A 22044-nucleotide genomic window follows, 5' to 3' on the forward strand; every position below is an offset into this window, starting at 1 on the left:
GTCCAATGCCCCATTGCTTAATCTTTTGGTGGAAATACAATTTTATTATTACCTTCAGGAGTTGTAACTACTTTTCCTCCCAAAGCTTCGATTTCCCTAATTGCTCGTTTCTGAGTTCTCTCATCAACTTGATTATTTAAAACCATTGACCAAGTAGAAATTTGGGCATATTTACTGTTAGGATTTCGACTCAGAAATTCCGCAGTTTTTTGGGAAGTAGTAGCTATAAATTGACTCTCTTCATCAGACAATTTACTAGCCCAGTTTGCCGCCATTGCAAAAGATTGTTGGGCAGCTTGAGCGTCGCCTAAAAATAATAACTCATCAATTCCTTTGTAACGCCAGATGTAATAAGACTTTTCGGGAACTGAGGGAGATAGTGATTTTAAGCCTTGCTCTGATATTGCGATCGCACGTTCTGGCATGGCAGCATACAATGAAGTACTAATAGAAAGACTCCTATACGCTGCTAAAAATCGCGGGTCACGTTCTAAAATTACTTCAAAATATTCTGGACTTAAACTGTAACCTGTTTTATTCCGAACTTCATCATCTCCGAAATATTGTAAAAAATTGAGATATACCAAATCTGCGATGAAGTTATCATAACCAAAACTAGGCATTTTTTGGAGTAAATTAAGACGGATATTTTCAGATTTTATTTCTTTCTCTAGGGTTTCTAAAGAGGCAGATTGTTTGCTACTTATTAGTTTTTGTAATTGCGGAAATTGAATCAATCCCACTCCTAATATACATACACAAGCTACTAAAGGTGTAGTAAAAGCTTGACGATCTAGCAACATATTTTTCTTATTTTTATCGGCATGACTATATTATTATATACATAGTAATACAAGAAAATTCGAGCAGCACTTGCGCCTCTACGCCATGCTAGGTAAAACATCAACCAGGTTGATTAAAATAAATTAGTTAATTTATTTAGTATTAAATTATACATAAAATTTAATTCACTCTGAGATCCACTTTAGGCTCATTTGTCTAAGAGTAGGATTTAATTTATACCTATTGTAACGAAACGGCCAAAAGCTACTTAAAAAATCCTTTCAGAATCACGCCACTATCAAACAATGGGGTAACCCCTTCCGTAATGCTGAACTCACTGCGTTGCAGTGGCTCCAAAATCTAAAAATGGTATTATTCTTTTTCTAAGATAAATTTGGCTTTAGAAAAGCATAGCTTTTTTCAGGAAAAATTTCTCAAAATATTAAGTTCTTTTGACTTTAGTTACTTTTTTTTAGTAAAAGCCTTGAAAATTTTGACATAACCTAAAATTGTATTTTGTTTATATTTAAATCTGTAACCCCCAAAATATCATGGTGAATCATGTTGTTGACGAAAACACAGAAATTAATGGTCAAGCTAGCGAAAATGGGGAAATAAATAGTCAATGGAGCAAACCAAGTAGTGAATTTAAAAGAAAAGTTAAAAAGCTCAATACGAAAGGAGAAGGATTCAATATTGATGACATTATTGATGCCATTCAAACAGCAATAGTTGAAGTTGTTGAGCTAGAAATTACCACTTGGGTTCCAGAGTCATCTACTCAAATTGAAGAAATAAAAGGGCAACAAATTGCTCAACCAGGGAATCGAATGCACACCATAATCAATTTAATTGATGGTGATATCAATAATGAAGTTGGTAGTCAATTTGTTGGTAGTGGGCCGTATACAGAACTTCGCGAATTTCATCTAAGTCAAATAAAAGAAAGTCGAGAAATTATGCAAAAAAATATAGAGAGTTTGCAAAAGTTGTATGGATTTTTTATAGAAATCATGAAATCTCGTAAAACTTCACAACAATCGCCATCCCGTCCATAGTAATCGTTATTTATTAATAATCACCCTAAAATACCTACAGCATCGGAACTTGTCCAAATCTGTAGGTTAATTCGCTTTATAAAAATCAAGGAAATTGTTATTATGTCCAACCAAATTCAAGAACAAGCCAGGGATTTGCTAGGGAAAATAGTTTCATCTGTACATGGATTAGTCGATGATATTACAGCTTTAGAAGTAAATACGATGGTTGTCGAGCAAATTACTGGCGCAAAGTTTAATGCTTGGCAAGCCTATGAAGAGATTTATTCAATAAAAGATAAAGACTACTTTCATGTTAAAGGAATTCCCGATCCGGACAATTTGCCAGAACCAGACAAAACTCAAGCCTATGAATTACAAAAACTTTATAAAAGTCTCTTTTCGCAGCTAGAAAAAGAATATTTTTATATTCTTCTTGAAAAAAGTACTGATACTAGTGATCCAGATCCTAGGATAGTACGATATCAGGAGCGTCTTAAATATGAATTGGAAAATGATCCAAATATTCTTCCAGAAGATCCGGTATACATAAAGCTAGCTCGACCAATATTGCCTGCTCCAACTCCTGTTGCAGATGAAGAAGATAATCAAAAGAATTTGCAGCAAAGGTGGAAAGAGATTGAACAGCTTTTGAATAATGGTAAATTCATTCGTACTTTACGGAAAATGTCTGAACTTAAAGCTGCACTAGATGGTGGTCAGATTAACAGTGTAGATATTGATATTATCTATGCTCAAACTGTTATGCAGTTAGATGGAGATATTATCAGCCGTTACCATAAAAAGCTATTTCAATTACCTGAAATGGATAGAGATTTAATCTTAAAAATACATAATGAAGGGATAGTTGCTGGAGAAAAACAGTGGCGTGGAACGCTAGAGTTTCTGATTGGTATTATACAAAATATCGCAAAATTATCCCGACAATGAAAGCTTATAAAACACACACAAATAATGAAGATGATGTTCAACTCTTTTTCTTTGTGCAAATACCTCAAGGCACTCCTATTGAACTTGAAATTAAGGTTGAGCCAGGACAGTATACTTTTTATCTAAATAGGGCAGTTTTAAAACAAATTGAGGAAGCGCGAAAAATAGGCTGCTCTCTGTACGTTCCACCAAAATTATTAGCTTACATTTGGTACTACAACTGCTTTAGGGATAAAATTTACTTTAGCCAAAATACTGTACAAGATAAGAAATTAGTTATTAATAAAAAAATCTTTAAAATTTTTGACGATACTTTTATAGTAAGTTTTATCAAATTATTCTGGAATAAATCATTACAAAATAAATTGGCGTTACAGTACGGAGTTACTTTTAATTTTTATTATCAAGAAGATACATCAGGGTTATATTTTTGGAAAGAGCAAGATATTGTTTTACAAAGTAATGTCTTATTTTATGGTGACATAATTCACAAAATCAAGAGTGATTTTATCCAAAATCCTGAGTGTTTAAATATTGTTTCTGTACATTATTGGCTTATTGAACAAATCCTAAGCTATCTTCGGACTAAATTAAATCTATTCGCTTGGGAGCTAGCTTCGCTGTTTCCTGCTACTTTTTTCGCTTGGAAATTACACTTAGCACAATCACTTACACTTTCATTATCAATACTTGCTGGTCTAGTAACATCTTTTGTATTTGCTATTGTTCGCTATTGGCTTGTTAATCAACTTCCGAGATGGACTTCTATCAGTTCTCAATCTCGAAATTGGCTGGCGTGGGGACTAACTTGTATCACTTCTAGTATTTTTGTTTTTACTCTCAATGATTTCTTGTTTTTGCTATTTTTGTCACTAATCGGGCCGCTCTTAAAATGGGTTTTTAGTATTATAGTGGGGCAAATTGGTAAAGGTTTTATGCGTTGGTTACTGGCTTGAAAATTGGGTGTGAGACATTGAAAAATAGATTTTCCCGTCAAAGGCTGTTTTTATAAAAAGGCTAGGGGTATCGAGTTTTGACAGTATATTTAAACTGCACATTTAAACAATGTTGCTTAGATTAAACTAGACTTGCTAATTACGAATTACATATCACGAACTTTTTTACAAGTTGCCAACACTGTTGAGCGATCGCCCAATCTTCTTGAGTATGAATAACCAATACCCGGACTGCGGAATCGGATGTAGCAATATCCTCATCCACAGGCTGCTGTTGATTTTTCTCAAGGTCAAGTTTTAATCCCAAAAATTCAAAGGCTTCACAGGCGGCTTGACGAATTTCCGCAGAGTGTTCACCCACACCGGCTGTAAACACTAAAGTATCTAATCCGCCCAAACTAGTGAGCATTGCACCAATACCAGAACGCAAGCGATGTACGTAGATATCCCAAGCCAGTTGAGCGCGAGAATTACCTTGAGCGATCGCTTCTCTCACTTCACGCATATCGCTAGATACACCCGAAATTCCCTTTAACCCAGAGGTTTTATTTAAGATATCATCCAATTTTTCGATGGAGTAATTACCGTACCGCAACAGGTAAATTAAAATCCCCGGATCAACTGAACCAGAACGACTACCCATCATTAATCCTTCTACGGGTGTGAATCCCATAGTGGTATCAATACTGCGACCATTTTTAATCGCCGCTAAAGAACAACCATTGCCCAAATGACAGGTAATTAACCGCTCAGGTGGAACATCTTGACCAAGAATTTGGGCAGCGCGTTGAGAACAGTATTGGTGACTGATACCATGAAACCCATAGCGACGAATACCTTGCTCTACCCACTGATATAGGCCGGGATAAATTGCGGCCGCATCAGGTAGAGTGGCATGAAATCCGGTATCAAACACTGCTATTTGAGTGACATTTTCTAAGATGTTTTCAATTGCTTCTATTCCTTCCACTGCGACTGGATTATGTTCTGGTGCAAGGTTAGACAGACCAGCGATCGCCTTTTTGACATCCTCAGTAATTACCACACTATCTTGATAATCCTGTCCACCATGTACTACCCTATGCCCCACCACATCGATTTCTGATAACTGATCAATTACCTTGGTAGCACCATGACTAAGTGTATTGAGCATATAGTTGAGGTGTGCTTGTCGGGATTCACCAGAGATTGATTCTTGCAGCTTTGCACCCGCAGTAGTTTTCACCTCAATTTCTGCCACACCGTGATCTTGAGTCCAGTTGATTTTCCCTTCCCAAAGGGGTTGGGGTGCTTGGGTGGGGAGAGCTTCTTCTGCAATTTCATACAGACAGCTTTTTTCGCTGCTCGAGCCGGCATTCAGCACCAATATCTTCATATAACAACATAAAAACATGATCTCTTTTGATCATGTCACTAAGTCTCACACCATGCTTAGTTTTCTTAAATCGTTATACTAACTGTGGGAGGCTGTTTATCTATCCAGCCAAATTCCATAGTTGTGTTTTTTATAGCTTGCTGCACTATGTCCTTCTTCAAAACCCCGCTGATTGGTTTAAAAGCTGACTCATTTCGTCATCCATTAGACCTGGAAGCTACCAGAGCGCTCAAGCAGATACCAGGCATAGATATGTTGGTGCGAAATTGGCTCGGGCCAATGGCAGAGCAGGTTTTCTATGTGGAAAATATTGCCTCCAGTGTTTTGGTGGGTGAAAAACAACTGCCCGATTTACATAAGTTGTTGTTAGACGCTTGTAAAATTCTAGATATAGATCCTCCCCAGTTGTATGTCAGGCAACATCCGGCTCCCAACGCTTATACTTTTGCTGTGCGGGGTAAGCAGCCCTTTGTTGTGCTACACACTTCCCTGATTGATATGCTCACACCAGAAGAAATACAGGCAGTAATTGCCCACGAGTTGGGGCATCTCAAGTGTGATCATAGTGTTTACTTGACTCCTGTAAATTTATTAATATTAGCTGCGGCAATTGTGCCCAATGTCGGAACCTTTGTTGCCCAAGCCATACAGACACAACTTTTAGAATGGGTACGCTGTGCTGAGTTTACCTGCGATCGCGCCGCATTACTAGCAACTCAAGACCCTAAAGTTGTTATGTCCGTGTTGATGAAGTTGGCAGGGGGTTCTCCCACCTTAGCGCCACAACTAAATCTTGATGCCTTCGTTGCTCAAGCCCGCGCTTATGATGATATTAGCAAGACAGAACTGGGTGAAATGGTCAAAACTGCCCGCACAGCCCAATTAACCCATCCAGTACCAGTGCTAAGGGCGCGAGAAATTGATCGCTGGGCAAGTAGCACAGAATATCAAACTCTGTTGCAAAGTCACGGACTGAAGTCTACTAATAATGAAGTTGCACCCAAAGGTGGGTGGCGCAATTGGTAGAGTTACTAATCACGATCCTCCTCACACCATAGGATTACAAATATGGGACTCATATTTGATTTCTGCGCAAAATCCTTCAGAAATCAAAGCGGATTCCTATATAACCATTAGAAAGCGCGGCTAATAAATTATTTTGCCGCAATACACTAATTATGATTGTGAAAAATTAATCGCTGAATTTGAAGGAAAGCGATGTCTACGACGGCTACGCCTACGCAGCATCATCTGCCAGATACAACGAACAAGCAAAGCTTCATCACAAAAATCATGATTTTGTTCATGAAAACCATCATTTTGTTGACGGCTGCTTATTTTATAGTTACGTGCGATCGCCTGTATGATTTTATGATACTAGTCCGTCGCTGAAGAGTCTGTGGTAGCGTAGGCGTAGCTCGTCATAGACATCACTCAATCATCACCAATACTATAAATACTTCTGCAACAATAACCCTAACTTTTCCTTCGTCGCCGCTGGTGCTTTATCCAACTGAGTCAAAATTGCATACTGCAACGCCGAATGTGCCTCACTAGGTGGTGGATTTTCACTCAAGCGCCGCACAGTTTCTTGAATCACCTTTTGAGCATTCACAGCATTCCGCAGCAAATTGCCAATCACCAATTCCACCGTCACACTGTCATGGTCTGGATGCCAACAATCATAATCTGTCACCAGCGCTAAAGTTGAGTATGCAATTTCCGCTTCCCTTGCCAACTTCGCCTCTGGTAAATTCGTCATCCCAATGATTGTTGCATCCCAACTGCGGTAAAGATTCGATTCAGCCTTTGTAGAAAAAGCTGGCCCTTCCATGCACACATAAGTGCCGCCGCGATGGAGAGTAACTTCTGGTAAATTGAGAGATGCGATCGCATCTGCCAATACAGTAGCCAAATTCTTACAAATCGGATCACCAAAGGCAATGTGAGCCACAATTCCTTCACCAAAAAACGTTGAAATCCGATTTTTCGTTCTATCAATAAACTGATCTGGCACCACCATATCTAGTGGTTTCGCCTCTGCTTTCAAGGAACCCACAGCACTAGCTGAGATTAAATACTTCACACCCAATTGCTTCATCGCATAGATATTAGCGCGAAATGGTAACTCGGAAGGTGAAAGCGTGTGATTGCGACCATGACGCGCTAAAAAAGCTACTCGTGTACCATCCAAAGTCCCCAGAATCAAAGCATCAGATGGTGAACCAAAGGGGGTTTGGACATGCACCTCTTCGACATCTTTGAGGGCATCCATTTTGTAAAGACCGCTACCACCAATAATCCCAATACTAGCTTGAGCCATGATTCTGAACCTGTTCCTTGCTGATCTGCTAAGTTATTTTATCGAAAAGGGGAGTAGTATAAAAGGCATTCAGGAGTGCTGATTTATCGAATAGAATTGAGGAGTCAGGAGTCAGGAGTCAGAATTCAGAATTCAGAATGAATTCTGTATGACTGGCGGTGCTTCGCAGCGTTAGCGAGGCAGGAGCGTCTGAATAATCGGCGTTTTTGCACCCCCAGCAAATTAAAAATTTGGTGGTCTTCGAGCGTCTTTATTCTGACTCCTGAATTCTGACTCCTGAATTCTTCTTCAAGAGTTCTGACCACTCAACAATCATAAACATAGTGTGTAATCTATGCTTTGTGTATAGAAATGTTAAGTAGACGCACTCCTACGCAGAGAAACAAAGCAAGCGTTATACTTTTGGGAAAAGGCTTGTTTTAACCCCTGCTTTTAACATTTTCATAAATCAATGACTCTCAATTTTCGCTTTGCGGTAGTCAGCGACTTACACCTGGCACTTCCTCACACAATTTGGGATCATCCCAGTCGTTTTCATCTGGTAGAAGTAAGTATCTCAGCTTTTAAAAGTGTACTAGAACATTTAACACAACTCGATTTAGATTTCTTATTGTTGCCAGGAGATTTAACTCAGCACGGCGAACCAGAGAACCACGCCTGGTTACAACAATGTTTAGCCCAACTACCTTTTCCGGTCTACGTTGTTCCTGGTAATCATGACGTTCCTGTGCTATCTGCTGATCAGCAATCAATTGCTTTTGCGGATTTTCCCTACTATTACACGAAGTTTGGCTATGAAGATCCGCAGCAAATTTACTACACTCGTCAGTTGCTCCCCGGAGTTAAGCTAATTGGACTGAATTCTAACTTCTTTAATGACCAGGGTGAGCAGGTGGGGTGTTTGGATGCCAAACAGCTACGGTGGTTAGAAGAGGTGCTGGCGGCATCTGGTGATGACTTAGTTTTGGTGATGGTGCATCATAATGTGGTAGAGCATTTGCCCAATCAATCGAGCCATCCACTGGCAAATCGCTACATGTTAGCGAATTCAGTAGAACTATTGCAATTACTGAGGCGCTACGGAGTCAAGCTAGTATTTACTGGGCATTTGCATGTTCAGGATATTGCTTACTCAGATGGAGTATATGATATTACCACTGGCTCTTTAGTTAGCTATCCTCACCCTTACCGAGTGCTAGAGTTCCATCGAGATAACCAAGGCAAAGAATCGTTGCAAATTTTATCCCATCGGGTAGAGTCTGTACCTGAATTCCCCGACTTGCAACAGTCATCACGGCAATGGATGGGCGATCGCTCTTTCCCCTTTCTAATCAAGCTACTAACTCACTCTCCATTAAACTTACCGTTATCACAAGCAAAAGAATTAGCTCCTGGTTTGCGCGACTTCTGGGCAACTATTGCCGATGGAGATGCAGTATTAGATTACCCTCATTTTCCCCCAGAAGTGCGGCGCTACATTCAAACATATAGTGCATCACAATCTAACTCAGCGATCGCTACTGGTGGAACTTTAAATCTGATTGATAATAACACCACACTTTTGCTGGATAAGAGTTAGGAGTTAGGAGGTGATTGAATACTCAGCACTCAGCACTCAGCACTCAACACTGTTTTGGCGACAAATTCCAAAAGCTGAAGTGTAGGCGTGTAAGAAGGTTCTGCCACCAACAGGGCCAATTTCACCCCCACAGAAAAAGCCACCAACAGGAATATCGTTAAGATAGCGCCGAAATAGTTCAGAATCGAAGTTGGGTTTACCATACAGTCCTTCACCTCGCCCCAGACAGGAAAACATCAAAGCAGCCACGGCAGAGGGTTCAGATTCTCGTTGGTCTTGATAACTTTTGAGGAGTAATTCAAGGTCTTCAGCGGAGGCTTCAGCATCGCGTAGGTGGAATTGCAGCCTTTGACCGGGACGGACGCGATCGCCAATTGCGATCGCCCCAGCTGTTGGATCGACCCCAAGAATACCACGAATTAAAAAGTCTCCTTGCTGCAAAGCCAGCTTAAATTCATCCATCGCCACACCCACAAACAGAGAGTGCTGTGCTAATATCCGTTCTTGTTCGCTGAGACTGGCAATCAAATCTCGCAACACCACTAAAGGTACTTTTTCATCTAACTCCAAAATAATATTGCGATCGGCTTTTGTGACTTGCAACGGCTTGCCAATCGGTCGGCATCCTTGGGCTACAATCGTTTCCAAAACAATATTGCCAGTCAAAGCTATACCAACAGTCCCCTCACGATACAGGTTTTGGTGTTCTTCACCATCAGTATCGTTACAAAATAGAGCAACACGACCCCCACCACTAGCTTGTCCCCCCACTATCACTGATCCTGGATAAGCAAAATCTAGTCCCTGCAACAAATCGTTGATTCCAGAGGCGAAAGAACTAGACAGCAAAATAAACTGGGGAGTCGGTGATGGTGGCACACCGATCAAATCAAGCCAAGCATCTGGTGAACTGTCTAAATCAGGTAATTCTTCCGCAACAACATGAAAGACTTGAATCTTCACTCCCGGAAGGTGTGCTAAAGTCAAGCTAATAGCTGGTTCCGCTTCCAACTCTTGGGTTTCTCCGTTAACTGTTGTCCCAATCACACCTCCACCACTACAGCCAATTAGCACAGGCACAGAAAGTTTTTCAGCTAACAAAGGTAACAGTCGGGAATACTCACTCGTAAAAGCAGACGAAATGAATACCAGTCCTAGATCCGCTGGTGCTGTTAACGATGAGACAGCTCGTTCCACCACATCTGTAACAGCGGCTTCCAAAGAATGACGGGTTGATAGGGCATTTGCCCACTGCATTTGGTCTGCCATGAGTTTTGAGCTTCTTTCTCTTTTTAGGCTAGTAGGTTTTGATTTTTTATTTTGGGAAGAATTACATCTTACAAGAATTGACGCCAGCCCTTTGTCTCCTCTATCCCAAGAAGCTGGGGTTATTATTCCCTAATATAGGCATCTAAATATATTGTATGATTATTTATCTATGCTACTGATTCCAAAAAATCTTAAAAAATAAAGGTAAATGCATCACATCTGCACTGTTTTGCTGTATTGGTTATAAATCAATAGGCTAGAACAGTAACTTATGATCAGCTAAATGGTTAGAATAGTTAGTAATGAAGCTAAATACTGCCATTTCTAAACTTTTTCTATACTAGTATTAACAACACACAACGAGACTAAAGCAATGACCAACATCCAAGAAACAGCAAAAGGCGACATACAAGAGAAAATCCAAGAAGAAGTGGAACAAGCGCGTACTGTCTGTGATATAAACGGTAGCAATTCACCAGAGTGTGCTGCTGCTTGGGATGCAGTAGAAGAATTGCAAGCCGAAGCTTCCCACAAACGCCAAAGCAAGCCAAAAAATTCTCTAGAACAGTATTGTGATGACAACCCAGATGCAATTGAATGCCGGGTTTACGACGACTAGAAATTGAGGCAAGTAAATTTTTGTTCCTTTGGTCAGTAAGCAACTAAGATTGACCAAAAAAGACGCGAAAAGTGGGGGATAGGGCAACGCGGAGAGTCGCCCCATCCCCCTTAATTATTTCTTGATAAAAAATTCCTTAATTTAGCTTGTAATATATTTTCTCAAAATGAAACAACAAATGAATTGCCTGTAGAGACGTACAAATGTACGCCCCGATAAACTCGTTTGTAAGTAAGTCGGTGCTAATATTTACAGCTATATTAAGGAATTTTAATGTAGGATGTGTTGTCGCACAGAGCAACGCAACGTCAACAATTTAAAGTGTTTTAGCCTATGGAATAACACACCTACGGCTAATTTATATTTCTTCGTATACATTAAATTTTTCTCGCCTACTTACTTCGGATAAATTTTGTGAAATCGTAAATGACTATGGGAATCATAACTAATTAGTACAGTATTGGGGTTAACTACTGAGCTTTATGCTTTGATTAAACTATTATCAAGAAGAATTCATGCTGAATTAAAGAGTCAGAATTCAGCATGAATTGGAGTCCGCCTGACTCCTGAATAACAGGGTTTCATACCCCTAATTTATTAAGCGCTCTACAATCAGGTAATGGTATAAAAAGCCACTTGATTAAGCCTGACTCCTGATGTCTGAATTCCTTTTATCTATTGTTTGAGAAAAACTATGGACTATAACATTTGGTTTCGCCCTTTCGTCTGGATTGATTACCGACTGGCAGTATTATTCCTGGTAATTATTCCGCTAATTCTTCTAATTTGGGCATTTGTGCAAAAAGCAGAAGGCATACAACGCTTATTGACTATATACTGGCGAGTATCAAGCCTGGTGGCAATCACGATTTACTTAATGATTGCCCAGTATCCAGTTGGTTTTATCTCTGGATTAATGGCTCGGATTTTGATCCCAATTTCGCTCTGGTTCTGGGTGGATCTCAATGATGAAATTGAGTATCAAACCAGTGGCTCTTTGAAATTTATTTTTACCTCTTGGCGCTGGGCTACAACTGTTTATTGTATTTTGGGTACACTAGCTTCTATCCCTTTTTTGGTTTGTGCTTTTTCTGCCAATGTACTGAAGACTGCCTATTGTAGCGTTTGGTTCGAGGCTCCGTTGTTATTCAAAGAATATTTCCATGCTAATAGTAAAGCTGAGTTCTTAGGTTTTCTTGGCATAGTTAGTTTAGTAATTTATGTGCTTTACCTAAGCTATTTTGTTCTAATTAAGCTGGGCAAGCAGGGACGCTCGGCCACACTACAGTAACCGTCTCTGTCAGCCTTACTCCTACTCCTACCTCAAAAAATGAATTCTATTGGCAAGCGATTAGAACAATACACCGCTAAACGCCCTCAAGAAGTCTTACTTGTAACGGTGGAAATTGTTGGTGAGCAAGATACAATTGCTGTTTTCAAAGGCTTTTCCAGTTCTTTGATGCGCCCTACTGCATTTGATGCAGATGTACCAGTTCTACCAGATGGGGCAAACATCCTCAACATTGATCGAGTAGCCAGTCCTTATAATCCTGAAACACCCCGTTATATTCAACAAGGACTCTCTTGGGAAGCTATGGAAGCTCTATTATCAGAAGTAGGAGTATAAGTGAGTGATAGTCAAATGTGATTGCTCGCTTCACTCAAGCTTCTTTATTTAGCTATATCCGTAGTCACACAGGTTAGGACAGTGTTGATTGCTCAAAATATTGAAACAACAGGGTTTTACTCAGAACTCAGCACTTTGCTATGAGTTGACTAGAAAGCGATTCAAAAGTTACATTTTTATAAAAATCTGCGATCGCTACTTCGGTTTTGAAGCCAAGCATGAGAGTCATCTTCCATGCTTAGGTTAAAGGTTTATCGCCCTCTCCCTGTTCTCCTATCTCTCCTTTCCCTTGTGGTGCAGACATAATTTGCTTTTGCTGTTCTTGTAGCCAAGTTTCAAAAAGTTCATTCAGCAAGCGCACTTTCATAAATTCATCCAATTGTGCTGGAATAAATTTTTCCAACCGCAAAATCACAAACCATTCAGCGATGCGGGTAGGGGGCAATATTTGACCTGGTTGACTGCTAGACAGCATTTGCACCATTACCGGATGTAGGGCATTCAGTTCAATCGGGCCTACCAAGCCGCCAGTTTGGGCTTCTGGGCCAAGTGAGTATTCCCGCGCCAAGTCAGCAAAAGAGTTTTCTTTTGCCTGAATCCGGAAGTAGAGTTCTTGGGCAATTCCCACATCCTGAGTTCGCAGTAGGGAATAAATTACTTTGTCCAGTTTTGCTTTGGACTGAAAAAAGTAAGATTCCAGTTTATTACCCCAAGTAGCTTGCTTGAATTTTTCAATTTTTAGCTTACGAGTGGTAATAACTTCTAGTTGATCGGGAGTCAGCCCTTGATATGCCATCCAAGCCTGGATGTCTTCTTCATTTTTAAACTGTTTTTCAGCATAAAACTTCTGTTTAGCTTGGGCTACTTCTTCAGGTGTACACTCTATTGCTACCTTGTCCGAGCTTGAGTTTTGCTCTATTGCCTCATCAATGATCAATTCCCGCTGCAACTGTGGCAGCATTTGGTAACTTGCCAGTAAGGAAACCAGTTCACTCGCTGTGATTGTACGATTACCGATTTGGATCGCTTCAGTCATTAGCTTTCGGGCATCTCAAGAATATCTAGTACCGCAAGGCGGAATTCGGAATTCGTAATTCGTAATTAATTGTTTGCAAGAGTTTCAGACGTTTAAGATGGGTGGCTTATTTACGCCGTGCGGTACTAGTCTGTTCAAAAAGCTATACCGTAGCCCATTTTTTAGGAGCTTTTGCCTTAATTTTACCGAGTTAGGTATGCTAACTTACTTTCCCAATAATTAAATAGTTACTTGTTAACATACTTAAAAATATACAGGTTATATGAGTTTTTATCAAAGATTCTACGCAAATACAACCAGATGTGAAGACAAGGACACAAGACAAATGACTAATGACAGTTCTCTCCACTACAACTCAGAAGACAAAGTTATCAGACTGAACTATGGTGCTTTGAGATAACTGTGTACTCCTAGAAGGAAGCTACGCGCGGCATCTCGCACCAGAGCGTTTGGAATTTCTTCAAGTACAAGTAGCGTGATGTGCCAAGGGCGACGCTCCTAAGTCGCTAAAGCTTCTCTACAAGACGCTATCGAGCATCTAGAGGTCTGTTAACATCAGGGATTGATGTATCCTACAACCAAAAATTCTTAGGTCTACAAAGACTCTAAATAGTTCAAAAGATCCGCCATTTCTTGGGCACTAGGTTGGAATTTCGGCATTGGCGGTGTTTCGCCACTGATTACTTGGTGAATCAGCCCGTACCGAGACTTGTGCTTTGAAACGGCTTGCAAACTGGGCCCCACTCGCCCATCTGCTTCTAAGCCATGACAACCAGCACAATTAATTTGAAAGATCGCGTGTCCTTGAATTGGGTTTCCTGTTAAGGATAGAACACTCTTGACATAAGGATCGGAGGCTTGAACCAACTGAACACCAAAAAAGCCCAAAGGGACTGCTAGCAGTATGGACAGCGTCAATAAAACGATCCGCTGAATCAAAATTTCAGGTTTGGTAATCTGGTTATCCAAAAGGTTTGCGATGAAAGTCTAGGTGTGCCGAAAAGTTTTCATTTCCTACACATAGCTTAAAAGTTCTTGATTGTGTCTGCAAGCACAGAAGACTATTTTCTTGTGGGCAGTCACCCTCCAAAAAGGCTGTAGGGCGCAGGATTCATACCAAATTTGGTAAAATCAAAAACAGGAACGAATATTTAATAATTACAAAGAGGAGATTTACAGTGGTTGAACCCCTGCTATCAGGTATTGTCCTTGGTCTAGTTTTCGTCACTCTCGCCGGACTTTTTTACGCTGCATATAAGCAATACAAGCGCCCCAATCAGTTGGGGGGATGAGGGAGTGCTGAGTTTTGTTAGCGGAAGCGGGGCGTTTAGCCCGTGCTGAGTTTTGAGTAGGGGAGATGATGAGGATGAGGAAGACGAGGGGGAATAATAATTGTTTACTTGCTTCCTCTGCTGCCTCATCTCCCCTTGCTCTCTGATATTCTCCCTCTCCTCTCATTCCACAATTTTGTAGAAAGTCAGTGATGTGTTGCCGTAAACTTTCTGGCGGCAAATTTCCCAAAGGGGAATCTCTGGCGGTGTCCAACCTTGTGAGGCGTGTTCAACTGCGATTTCACCGTTAGGAGCTAAAAGTTGATGGTGAGCGATCGCTTCTAATACTGGCTGGTACAATCCACTGGCATAAGGTGGATCAAAGTAGATTCTGTCAAATTGCTTGCCTGATAAAGTCTTTAACTGCTGGGTAATATCTCCCCGTGATACCCGAAATTCCTGGTCGGCATTAGCTACCTGCTGCCAATTTTGTTGGATGGTGGCACAGGCTCGGCTCGATTGTTCAATTCCCAATACTAAGCTGGCTCCTCTACACAAAGCCTCTGCGCCCATTGAACCACTACCGGCGCACAAATCTAGCCAGCGACAACCTGCAATTTCTCCTTGCCAAATATTAAAGACTGCCTCTCTTACCCGCGCACTAGTGGGTCTAGTTTCTTTCCCTGGTAAAGTTTTTAGCTGCCGATTACCGTAAATTCTCAGGCTCATTGGTTATTAGTCATTGGTCATTAGTCATTGGTTATTGGTCATTAGTTTTAGACAAAGGACAAATGACAAAAAGAATATTAGGCAGGAATTTTTTCGCGGACTTGAGCAACGAAATTAGACAGGATTTGCAATCCGATATTAGAGGATTTTTCGGGGTGAAATTGGACTGCCATCAGGTTTTCATGGGCGATCGCAGCTGTGATGGTTTGAGTACCGTGAGTGATGGTTGCTGCACGGATTAGCGGGTCTATTGGGTCAACATAGTAGGAATGGACAAAATACACCCAAGGATCTGATGGTAAATGCTCCCACAAAATACTTTTTGGTTGAGTCACTTCCAATTGATTCCAACCCATGTGAGGAATAGTGATGTCTGGTTCTGGACGAAACCGCCGTACTTTTCCTTTGATAATTCCCAGTCCTGGTTGAGTACCTTCGGCACTTGATTCAAAGAGAATTTGCAATCCTAAACAAATTCCCAAAAAAGGTTTTCCAGATGCGATCGCTTCTTTAATGGGTTGTTCTAAACCACGCGATCGCAGGTGTTGCACTGCTGGATCAAATGCTCCCACTCCCGGTAGGACTATAGCATCTGCTTGCTCTAATTCCTTTGAAGAATAAGTAACTTTAGGAGTTGCCCCAGCTTTTTCCAAGCCTTTGCAGACTGAGTGCAAATTTCCCATCTCGTAATCTACGACCGCAATTACTGGCATTTACCTGCTCCTTGTAAATTTATTATGGAGGGTTTTTCTATTCTAAATAATATTTGTTATGAAGAAAAGAATTCTATTAACTTCTTTTGATATTTGGCTAAAGGATCAACTGTCAAATTCTTCTGATGATTTATTACTTGAAGTTACCAAACTGGATCTGATACAGCATGACTTAACTTTTTTACGCCAGTTACCCGTAGATGTGCAACTTGCCAGCACTCAGGTAATGGAAAAAATCAATGCAATCCAACCTGATTACATCATCTGTTGTGGCCAGGCAGCAAGCCGTACAAAATTAAGTGTGGAAGCAGTTGCTAGCTGGAAAGAAATTGTTTTGCAGACAGAAGTTGATTTAGAAAAATTAGTGGCGGGAGCAGTAGCAATTGACATTAGCCACGACTGTGGGAAATTTGTTTGCGAGGGTCTTTACTATTCAGTGTTGGACTACTTAAGCCAAAATCAACTCACGGCACGTTGTATATTTGTTCACGTTCCAATTCTCAATCCAGAAAATTTGATGGGGATTCTTGCCGATTTCGTATTAATTGTTAACAATCTGGCACTTTCATCAAGTTGTTAATGTCTGTATGGTGAAAGAAATATCTAAGTATATGTTGCCATTGTTACTAATTTTCCCAGTTGCCCAATCAACTCCTGCTACACCACCACCTGAAGAAGTCGTGCAACCACAAGAAGTACGTCCTTTACCAGGTCAATTGGATACAGTGCCAACCTTTAATAGCAATAGTCCAGAATTGGTTTTGAAAGAAGGAATTTTACTCTCGACTTTTCCACCAGATGGCAAAAAAGTACCAACGGCACATCTGAATTTTCCCTTTCGAGGAAGATTTGATATTTTTGCTCATCATGTTGCTAAAGCTGAACCAGCAGAGAATTTGCGTTCTCTTTATCTAGGGATAATTTTGCATAACCCTAGTTCGGAACCGGTGAAGGTAAATATTTGGCAAGCGGCGAGTTATTTGAGTCAACCGGATGCACCATTTATTCAATTACCATCCTTTAGCCAAAATCTTTTAGGTAAAATTTTTGCCGGGCCGGGCGATCGCGTTATGTCTGATGTACTTAGGGGAAAACGACAAGAGATTTTCCCTGCCCAAATTGAGATTCCATCTGGGCAAAGTCAGATGTTACTAAATTTACCAATTCCTGTGCAGGGATTGACACCACCCTTAAATGGTCGGTCTACGTTCATGCGACTGCAAAGTAATGGCACTGTCTATGCAGCTAGTCTAGCCATGTTTGCACGGGAGAATCCTGATGGCAGTGAGCGATCGCCTACTTTAGAAGAGTGGCAAAATTTACTCAATAATAGTGATGTGTCCGGGCCACGCGATAAAATCCCCACTCCCTTAGAAGAAACGGGTAAGCCAAGAATTTATGGGCGTGTTGCTGGAGTGGCTGCTGGTTCAAGATGGAGAGCGTTATTAGTAGATAATCCTAAAGCCAGGTATCTAACTATTCCCCAGCCTGGCCAAGCGTTTTCTTACGCTCTGAGTAGCCTACATGGCGGAACCTTAGGAACTGGTCAAATTCAAAGTGCTACTATGCTGGTGCGCTATCCTGACACCGCATATCGCGCTCATGGCAACTATGGAATTCAATATAATCTCAAGTTGCCGCTATACAACAATACTCAAAGTCCTCAAACTGTGAGTGTATCCATACAAACACCACTGAAGGAGGATCAGTTAGTCAAACCAGGGTTACGCTTTTTTAGTGCACCAGCTCGTCAAGTATTCTTCCGAGGGACAGTGCGGGTACGTTATAGAAATGACCAAAATCAGCCACAAACTCAGTTTGTGCATTTAGTGCAAAAGAGGGGTCAACCAGGGGAACCGTTAGTTTTATTAAATATGAAACCAGGCGATCGCTCTTTGGTAGAAGTAGACTTTCTCTATCCACCGGATGCTACGCCACCGCAAGTATTAACAGTCTCAACTCAGACTGAACCTCGATAATGAGTCATAGGTAATGGGTAATAGCTTTTCTCCAATTACCTATTACCAAAAAATATTAGTCAGCGATTCACAAAGCTCTACTATTTACCAACTTGGCGCGGCTTAAAGGCACATCTGTTATAAAGCACCCATTTAGGACAACGTCTTACAATGTTTACTAATATATAAAGTTAGTAAATATGACAAACAAAAAATCTTTGATTTTGCGTGCTAAAGAAATTGCTGACAGTATGCAGACCTTCTCTCACCCTTGGAATCCAAACTCGGAAATATCGGGGACATACATGGGACGCACGGTTGGGCTAAAGCGTACTGGAGTTAACTTTGCTGTAATTCCTGCGGGGAAAGAATCTTTTGTTTACCATTCCCACCACTGCGAGGAAGAATGGATTTATATTCTATCGGGGCAAGCAATCGCAGAAATCGACGGGGAAGAATTTGAGGTTTTCCCAGGGGACTTTATGGCATTCCCAACTCCTTCAGTAGCCCACCATCTCAGGAATACAGGGGACGAAAACTTAGTTTATTTAATGGGAGGAGAAAATCTTGATGTGGAAATTGCTGATTTTCCACATCTGGGAAAACGCATGGTTCGACGTGGCGATTCTGTGGAAATCTTTGAGCAAAAGGACGCTAAACCATTTAGTTAGGCAGTTAAGTCTTAAACTGCTTCATCACATCATAATTGATAAAGCTTTTCACCCCAAGTTTGTGTATTTAGGATGAATACTTATTCCGCTCTATGGGTTGCAATATAAATAGCAGACCATAGCACGCAATAAAGGGACGGCATGACAACCGATCAAAAAATTAACCAAGAAACTGAGTTAAATTCGCTCCAGCACCTTATTGGAACCACGATTTTACTGGTAGAAGATGAGCCAGATATTGCAGATTTACTTACCTTCATTTTGGAAGCAGCAGGTGCAGAGGTGATGGCTTTAACAGATGCAGAAGAAGCCCTTGTTTTGGTCGAATCGCTTCATCCCGATATTCTGCTGTGCAATGTGAAGTTACCCGATCATGATGGAAATTGGTTAATTGAGCAAATTCGAGTGCATTCTTGCCCATCCCTAAGACAGTTACCTGCGATCGCTATCACTTCTTATACACGGGAAGTCTCAAGCTATAAAGCTTTAAATGCTGGTTTTGATCGATTTCTAGTCAAGCTTGAGAGTCCAGAAGAAATCGTAGGTGAGATTGCTCACTTGCTATCTACCGATGTTTAAATCTAACTATCCCGTTTTCATCTCATTTTTGAGACTGATTTTACCCAATAGGCTCTTGGAGCGTACAGCTAGCTGTACGCTCCAACAAAAGGCTCTACCTTGGAAACCATATAACCCTAAGTGGGTAGAGTGAGATGTTGGATATATTTGTTATTCTCGTTGAAAACCCTTTGCTGGCTTTTGTTGCCCCTTACCCTTGGGCTTCGATTTGTTAACTTCTCCTAAAGCTTCCTGAAATAAGTTATGCAAATGTATGGGTACACTGGCAATGTCTGGCAACTCTGGCTCAAGAGGTTTGTGGAATTCTTGCAAAAGTGTATCCAAGTCACTTTCAAGCCTAAACTCTGGACGTTGCAAAAATGTTTGCAACACATTTTCTAATTGAGTTGGATACTGTTGTGCTAATCGATGCCAAATAAAGGCATTAATACTTTTATCTTCTAGGTAGTAGCGAACTAGTTTTTCCGCCCCTTGAACACTTTGCCAGTCGTCTGCCGATAAGATTGCTTGTATCTTACTATATGTTGGTAAAAACATTTGTCCCCAACGGGGATGAGAAAGAGCCGTTACCTGTTCTGCTTTCTTGAGTTCAGCAGGTAAATCAACCTTTGGCATCACCATTTTGCTCTTGCTGCTTTTGCTGTTAAACATCTCAGAGACGACGTTGGAATCAGCGCCGAACTCTTGTGCTGCGGCTTTTATTTCCTCATCGCCAATGCCAGCTGCTTCTGCCACTTCCGCCAGAGATTTAGAAGTATCAATTCCTGCGGCTGCAAAGGTTTTTTCAGTAATTACTTCTTGGAATTCCGCTATTTTTTTATTCAAATGGTATCCAGATAGTGTGATTTCATCAGTACCAAAAAAGTCCACAAACTGCTGATGATATTGTTCTACTGACTGCCAAGCTTCTTCTAGCAAGTCTGGAGCATCGCTGTAAAGATTACTTTTATAGTTTTCTTTGAAATTACCAATTGCTACAGCAAGTTTTGGTTTACCTAACTTACCCATTATTGTGTAGGGGCCAGATAACATCCAGTAGCTATCGGTAACGGGAGAAATGCGAGTGAGCAAGATTTCTCCGACTTTCAACCGAGATATTGCCTGTAATGTTTGAGTATTGTTTGGCTTGACGATGTAGCATTTATCTGTCAACCAGTTCGTCAATTCAAAGCCATCAGGTAGAATATTAGTTATGGCAAATAAGCCAATAAAACTATGATGCCAACTGTTGATCAGGTTGCGATCGCTTTCTTCTAAATCTGGATGGCTTTCGATAAACAACTCTAATGGTGACTTATCACCGACTTTCCCGGCTGTCAGAAAGCTATCGATGGTTAAGTCCTGCTGTGTATTATCCCCACTTCCACGGCGCAACTGTGCTGCTGCATAAGTTTCTAGTGCTTGTGCCAGTTCGCCTTCAGCATCAAGGACAAAATCAACTAAGGCTTGTTTTAATTGGTGCGATCGTTCTAATATGACATCCACAAGTTAATCTCTCAGTGCAACAGATGTAGATTATAGCGTTTGAGAGAATTACAGTATCTAGCAATAGCTAGATTCATGCTCACGAAACAAGCAGCCTAACTTTTAAAAGCAACAAATTCAATGTTAGTTCCAAGATATTTAAAGGGCGTGTTTTCACTCAGCCATTGGTCTACAGATTCAAAAACGTGGTAGTTGGCGTATGAAACACTATTTTTAGGTAGAAGTTGCCGATGCCAAAGGTCAAGCAGTTCAAAGTTGGTTTGCTTGAGGAGGTCTTTCACCATCTTTTTGGAATACAAGCGGTCGTGATAAAAGTCTCCCCGCAAATGAGCTAAACGCTGAGTCCAAGAAAAGTAGTAGGGAAGGAAAAAACAAAAGAAAAGACCTTCTGGTTTTAACACTCGATGAATCTCGCCGAGAGAAGCAAGATCATTGGGAACGTGTTCAAGGACTCCAAAACTTAAGACGACATCAAAGCTTGCATCGCTGAAGGGAAGTAAATAAGGATGTTCTAGGGGAACAACCGTTAGGGATGCTTTCTCTATAATGGGTGTAGTCTGACCAAAAGCTGAGTCACCAGTACCAGTACCGCGCACATCACAACTGGTTATTTGGACATCCATTTCACGCATTAGAAAAGAAATATGCCCTTTACCACACCCCCAATCCAGAACGCGTATTTTATTTGAGCTTGTCTTAAACCAATGCTCAGAAAAAACTTTTACGTAGTCGGTCAGATAAAGAAAAATGTTGTGAGAGGCTGGGTTTCTTAAGAAAGCATGGGTATCTATATTTCCTGCTAAGTTAATAACTTGCTGATTTAGAGGTAAGCGTTTCTGGAAATGAGTGCGTCTTAAATCAACCAACCTTTCGCGATTGTGCATGGAATTACTGGCTTTTTGAAAGTTCGTGTTATTAAATAGTTACAAGCTTTAGATAAGTTTAATAGTATTGATTGCTGGCCTTGTCAAGGAGTGATACCATTTCACTTTAATAATGATACAAATACGTGGGTAAGGGTTTAGCACTGCTCATTGGTGTCAACTTAAGCTAGAAATAGCTTCGCTGCGGGCTTCATAACCC

General features: G+C 40.8%; 24 protein-coding genes. 14 read left to right on the top strand and 10 right to left on the bottom strand.

Translation table 11 applies throughout. The annotated features are described in order from the left end of the window. Positions 1 to 17 precede the first annotated feature (17 nt). Complete coding sequence (locus RRG12_RS11685) at positions 18 to 803, bottom strand: hypothetical protein (protein WP_420759395.1); 786 nt, start codon at positions 801 to 803, stop codon at positions 18 to 20. A gap of 531 nt (positions 804 to 1334) precedes the next feature. Here RRG12_RS11685 and RRG12_RS11690 point away from each other — a divergent pair. From RRG12_RS11690 to RRG12_RS11700, 3 genes are all read left to right on the top strand, one after another. Next, positions 1335 to 1841 (top strand): hypothetical protein, encoded by a 507-nt coding sequence (locus RRG12_RS11690; RefSeq protein WP_420759396.1) that lies wholly within the window; start codon positions 1335 to 1337, stop codon positions 1839 to 1841. A 102-nt stretch (positions 1842 to 1943) separates the two neighbouring features. Further along, positions 1944 to 2771, top strand: a complete 828-nt coding sequence (locus tag RRG12_RS11695; RefSeq protein WP_069074406.1) for a hypothetical protein — start codon at positions 1944 to 1946, stop codon at positions 2769 to 2771. Further along, complete coding sequence (locus tag RRG12_RS11700; protein WP_420759397.1) at positions 2768 to 3727, top strand: hypothetical protein; 960 nt, start codon at positions 2768 to 2770, stop codon at positions 3725 to 3727. The genes RRG12_RS11695 and RRG12_RS11700 overlap by 4 nt, the downstream gene beginning before the upstream one ends. A gap of 139 nt (positions 3728 to 3866) precedes the next feature. Here RRG12_RS11700 and RRG12_RS11705 read toward each other — a convergent pair whose 3' ends face one another. Next, positions 3867 to 5102, bottom strand: coding sequence for an acetate kinase (locus RRG12_RS11705; RefSeq protein ID WP_420759433.1), 1236 nt, complete (start codon positions 5100 to 5102; stop codon positions 3867 to 3869). Positions 5103 to 5249: 147 nt separating this feature from the next. Between RRG12_RS11705 and RRG12_RS11710 the strand changes: the two genes are divergently transcribed. Together RRG12_RS11710 and RRG12_RS11715 are read left to right on the top strand one after the other, a co-directional pair. Then, entirely contained in the window at positions 5250 to 6128 is an 879-nt protein-coding gene (locus RRG12_RS11710) for a M48 family metallopeptidase (protein ID WP_069074403.1), read from the top strand. A 179-nt stretch (positions 6129 to 6307) separates the two neighbouring features. Beyond that, the gene (locus RRG12_RS11715; protein ID WP_420759398.1) at positions 6308 to 6469 is read left to right on the top strand and encodes a hypothetical protein; all 162 of its coding nucleotides are present in this window, start codon (positions 6308 to 6310) and stop codon (positions 6467 to 6469) included. Positions 6470 to 6552: 83 nt separating this feature from the next. Here the strand turns inward: RRG12_RS11715 and RRG12_RS11720 are convergent, their stop codons facing one another. Next, on the bottom strand, positions 6553 to 7425 hold the full coding sequence (locus RRG12_RS11720) for an S-methyl-5'-thioadenosine phosphorylase (RefSeq protein ID WP_420759399.1): 873 nt from the start codon (positions 7423 to 7425) through the stop codon (positions 6553 to 6555). Between the two features lie 451 nt (positions 7426 to 7876). On the opposite strand from RRG12_RS11720, the gene RRG12_RS11725 reads away from it, so the two are divergent. Next, complete coding sequence (locus RRG12_RS11725; protein ID WP_420759400.1) at positions 7877 to 9004, top strand: metallophosphoesterase family protein; 1128 nt, start codon at positions 7877 to 7879, stop codon at positions 9002 to 9004. A gap of 36 nt (positions 9005 to 9040) precedes the next feature. Here the strand turns inward: RRG12_RS11725 and RRG12_RS11730 are convergent, their stop codons facing one another. Beyond that, on the bottom strand, positions 9041 to 10273 hold the full coding sequence (locus tag RRG12_RS11730; protein ID WP_420759401.1) for an FIST signal transduction protein: 1233 nt from the start codon (positions 10271 to 10273) through the stop codon (positions 9041 to 9043). Positions 10274 to 10646: 373 nt separating this feature from the next. On the opposite strand from RRG12_RS11730, the gene RRG12_RS11735 reads away from it, so the two are divergent. The 3 genes from RRG12_RS11735 (at position 10647) to RRG12_RS11745 (ending at position 12519) form a co-directional block, all read left to right on the top strand. After that, positions 10647 to 10892: a Calvin cycle protein CP12 gene (locus RRG12_RS11735; protein WP_069074399.1), complete on the top strand. Its 246-nt coding sequence runs from the start codon at positions 10647 to 10649 to the stop codon at positions 10890 to 10892. A gap of 694 nt (positions 10893 to 11586) precedes the next feature. Then, a complete protein-coding gene (locus RRG12_RS11740; protein WP_069074398.1) occupies positions 11587 to 12183 on the top strand; it encodes a DUF3177 family protein in 597 nt (198 codons plus the stop codon). Positions 12184 to 12222: 39 nt separating this feature from the next. Beyond that, a complete protein-coding gene (locus RRG12_RS11745; RefSeq protein ID WP_069074397.1) occupies positions 12223 to 12519 on the top strand; it encodes a hypothetical protein in 297 nt (98 codons plus the stop codon). Positions 12520 to 12757: 238 nt separating this feature from the next. On the opposite strand, the gene RRG12_RS11750 is transcribed toward RRG12_RS11745, so the two are convergent. Next, on the bottom strand, positions 12758 to 13555 hold the full coding sequence (locus tag RRG12_RS11750; protein ID WP_069074396.1) for a peptidylprolyl isomerase: 798 nt from the start codon (positions 13553 to 13555) through the stop codon (positions 12758 to 12760). 594 nt (positions 13556 to 14149) lie between these two features. Further along, positions 14150 to 14524 carry a c-type cytochrome gene (locus tag RRG12_RS11755; protein WP_420759402.1) on the bottom strand — a complete coding sequence of 125 codons (375 nt, stop codon included), beginning with the start codon at positions 14522 to 14524 and terminating at the stop codon, positions 14150 to 14152. A gap of 209 nt (positions 14525 to 14733) precedes the next feature. On the opposite strand from RRG12_RS11755, the gene petG reads away from it, so the two are divergent. Next, positions 14734 to 14847 carry a cytochrome b6-f complex subunit V gene (gene petG, locus RRG12_RS11760; protein ID WP_063721252.1) on the top strand — a complete coding sequence of 38 codons (114 nt, stop codon included), beginning with the start codon at positions 14734 to 14736 and terminating at the stop codon, positions 14845 to 14847. Positions 14848 to 15009: 162 nt separating this feature from the next. Here petG and rsmD read toward each other — a convergent pair whose 3' ends face one another. Then, entirely contained in the window at positions 15010 to 15555 is a 546-nt protein-coding gene (gene rsmD, locus RRG12_RS11765; RefSeq protein WP_420759403.1) for a 16S rRNA (guanine(966)-N(2))-methyltransferase RsmD, read from the bottom strand. A gap of 77 nt (positions 15556 to 15632) precedes the next feature. Beyond that, positions 15633 to 16268 (bottom strand): imidazole glycerol phosphate synthase subunit HisH, encoded by a 636-nt coding sequence (gene hisH, locus RRG12_RS11770; protein ID WP_420759404.1) that lies wholly within the window; start codon positions 16266 to 16268, stop codon positions 15633 to 15635. Between the two features lie 58 nt (positions 16269 to 16326). On the opposite strand from hisH, the gene RRG12_RS11775 reads away from it, so the two are divergent. From RRG12_RS11775 to RRG12_RS11790, 4 genes are all read left to right on the top strand, one after another. After that, positions 16327 to 16848 (top strand): peptidase C15, encoded by a 522-nt coding sequence (locus RRG12_RS11775; RefSeq protein WP_069071718.1) that lies wholly within the window; start codon positions 16327 to 16329, stop codon positions 16846 to 16848. 31 nt (positions 16849 to 16879) lie between these two features. After that, positions 16880 to 18247, top strand: coding sequence for a DUF3370 domain-containing protein (locus RRG12_RS11780; protein ID WP_420759434.1), 1368 nt, complete (start codon positions 16880 to 16882; stop codon positions 18245 to 18247). A gap of 179 nt (positions 18248 to 18426) precedes the next feature. Continuing rightward, complete coding sequence (locus RRG12_RS11785) at positions 18427 to 18897, top strand: cupin domain-containing protein (protein ID WP_420759405.1); 471 nt, start codon at positions 18427 to 18429, stop codon at positions 18895 to 18897. Positions 18898 to 19038: 141 nt separating this feature from the next. Further along, the gene (locus RRG12_RS11790) at positions 19039 to 19476 is read left to right on the top strand and encodes a response regulator (RefSeq protein WP_069071716.1); all 438 of its coding nucleotides are present in this window, start codon (positions 19039 to 19041) and stop codon (positions 19474 to 19476) included. A gap of 150 nt (positions 19477 to 19626) precedes the next feature. Here RRG12_RS11790 and RRG12_RS11795 read toward each other — a convergent pair whose 3' ends face one another. Together RRG12_RS11795 and RRG12_RS11800 are read right to left on the bottom strand one after the other, a co-directional pair. Continuing rightward, a complete protein-coding gene (locus RRG12_RS11795) occupies positions 19627 to 20961 on the bottom strand; it encodes a hypothetical protein (protein WP_420759406.1) in 1335 nt (444 codons plus the stop codon). 95 nt (positions 20962 to 21056) lie between these two features. Next, positions 21057 to 21845: a class I SAM-dependent methyltransferase gene (locus tag RRG12_RS11800; protein ID WP_420759407.1), complete on the bottom strand. Its 789-nt coding sequence runs from the start codon at positions 21843 to 21845 to the stop codon at positions 21057 to 21059. Positions 21846 to 22044: the final 199 nt, after the last annotated feature.

Source organism: Nostoc sp. CALU 546, from assembly GCF_048836525.1.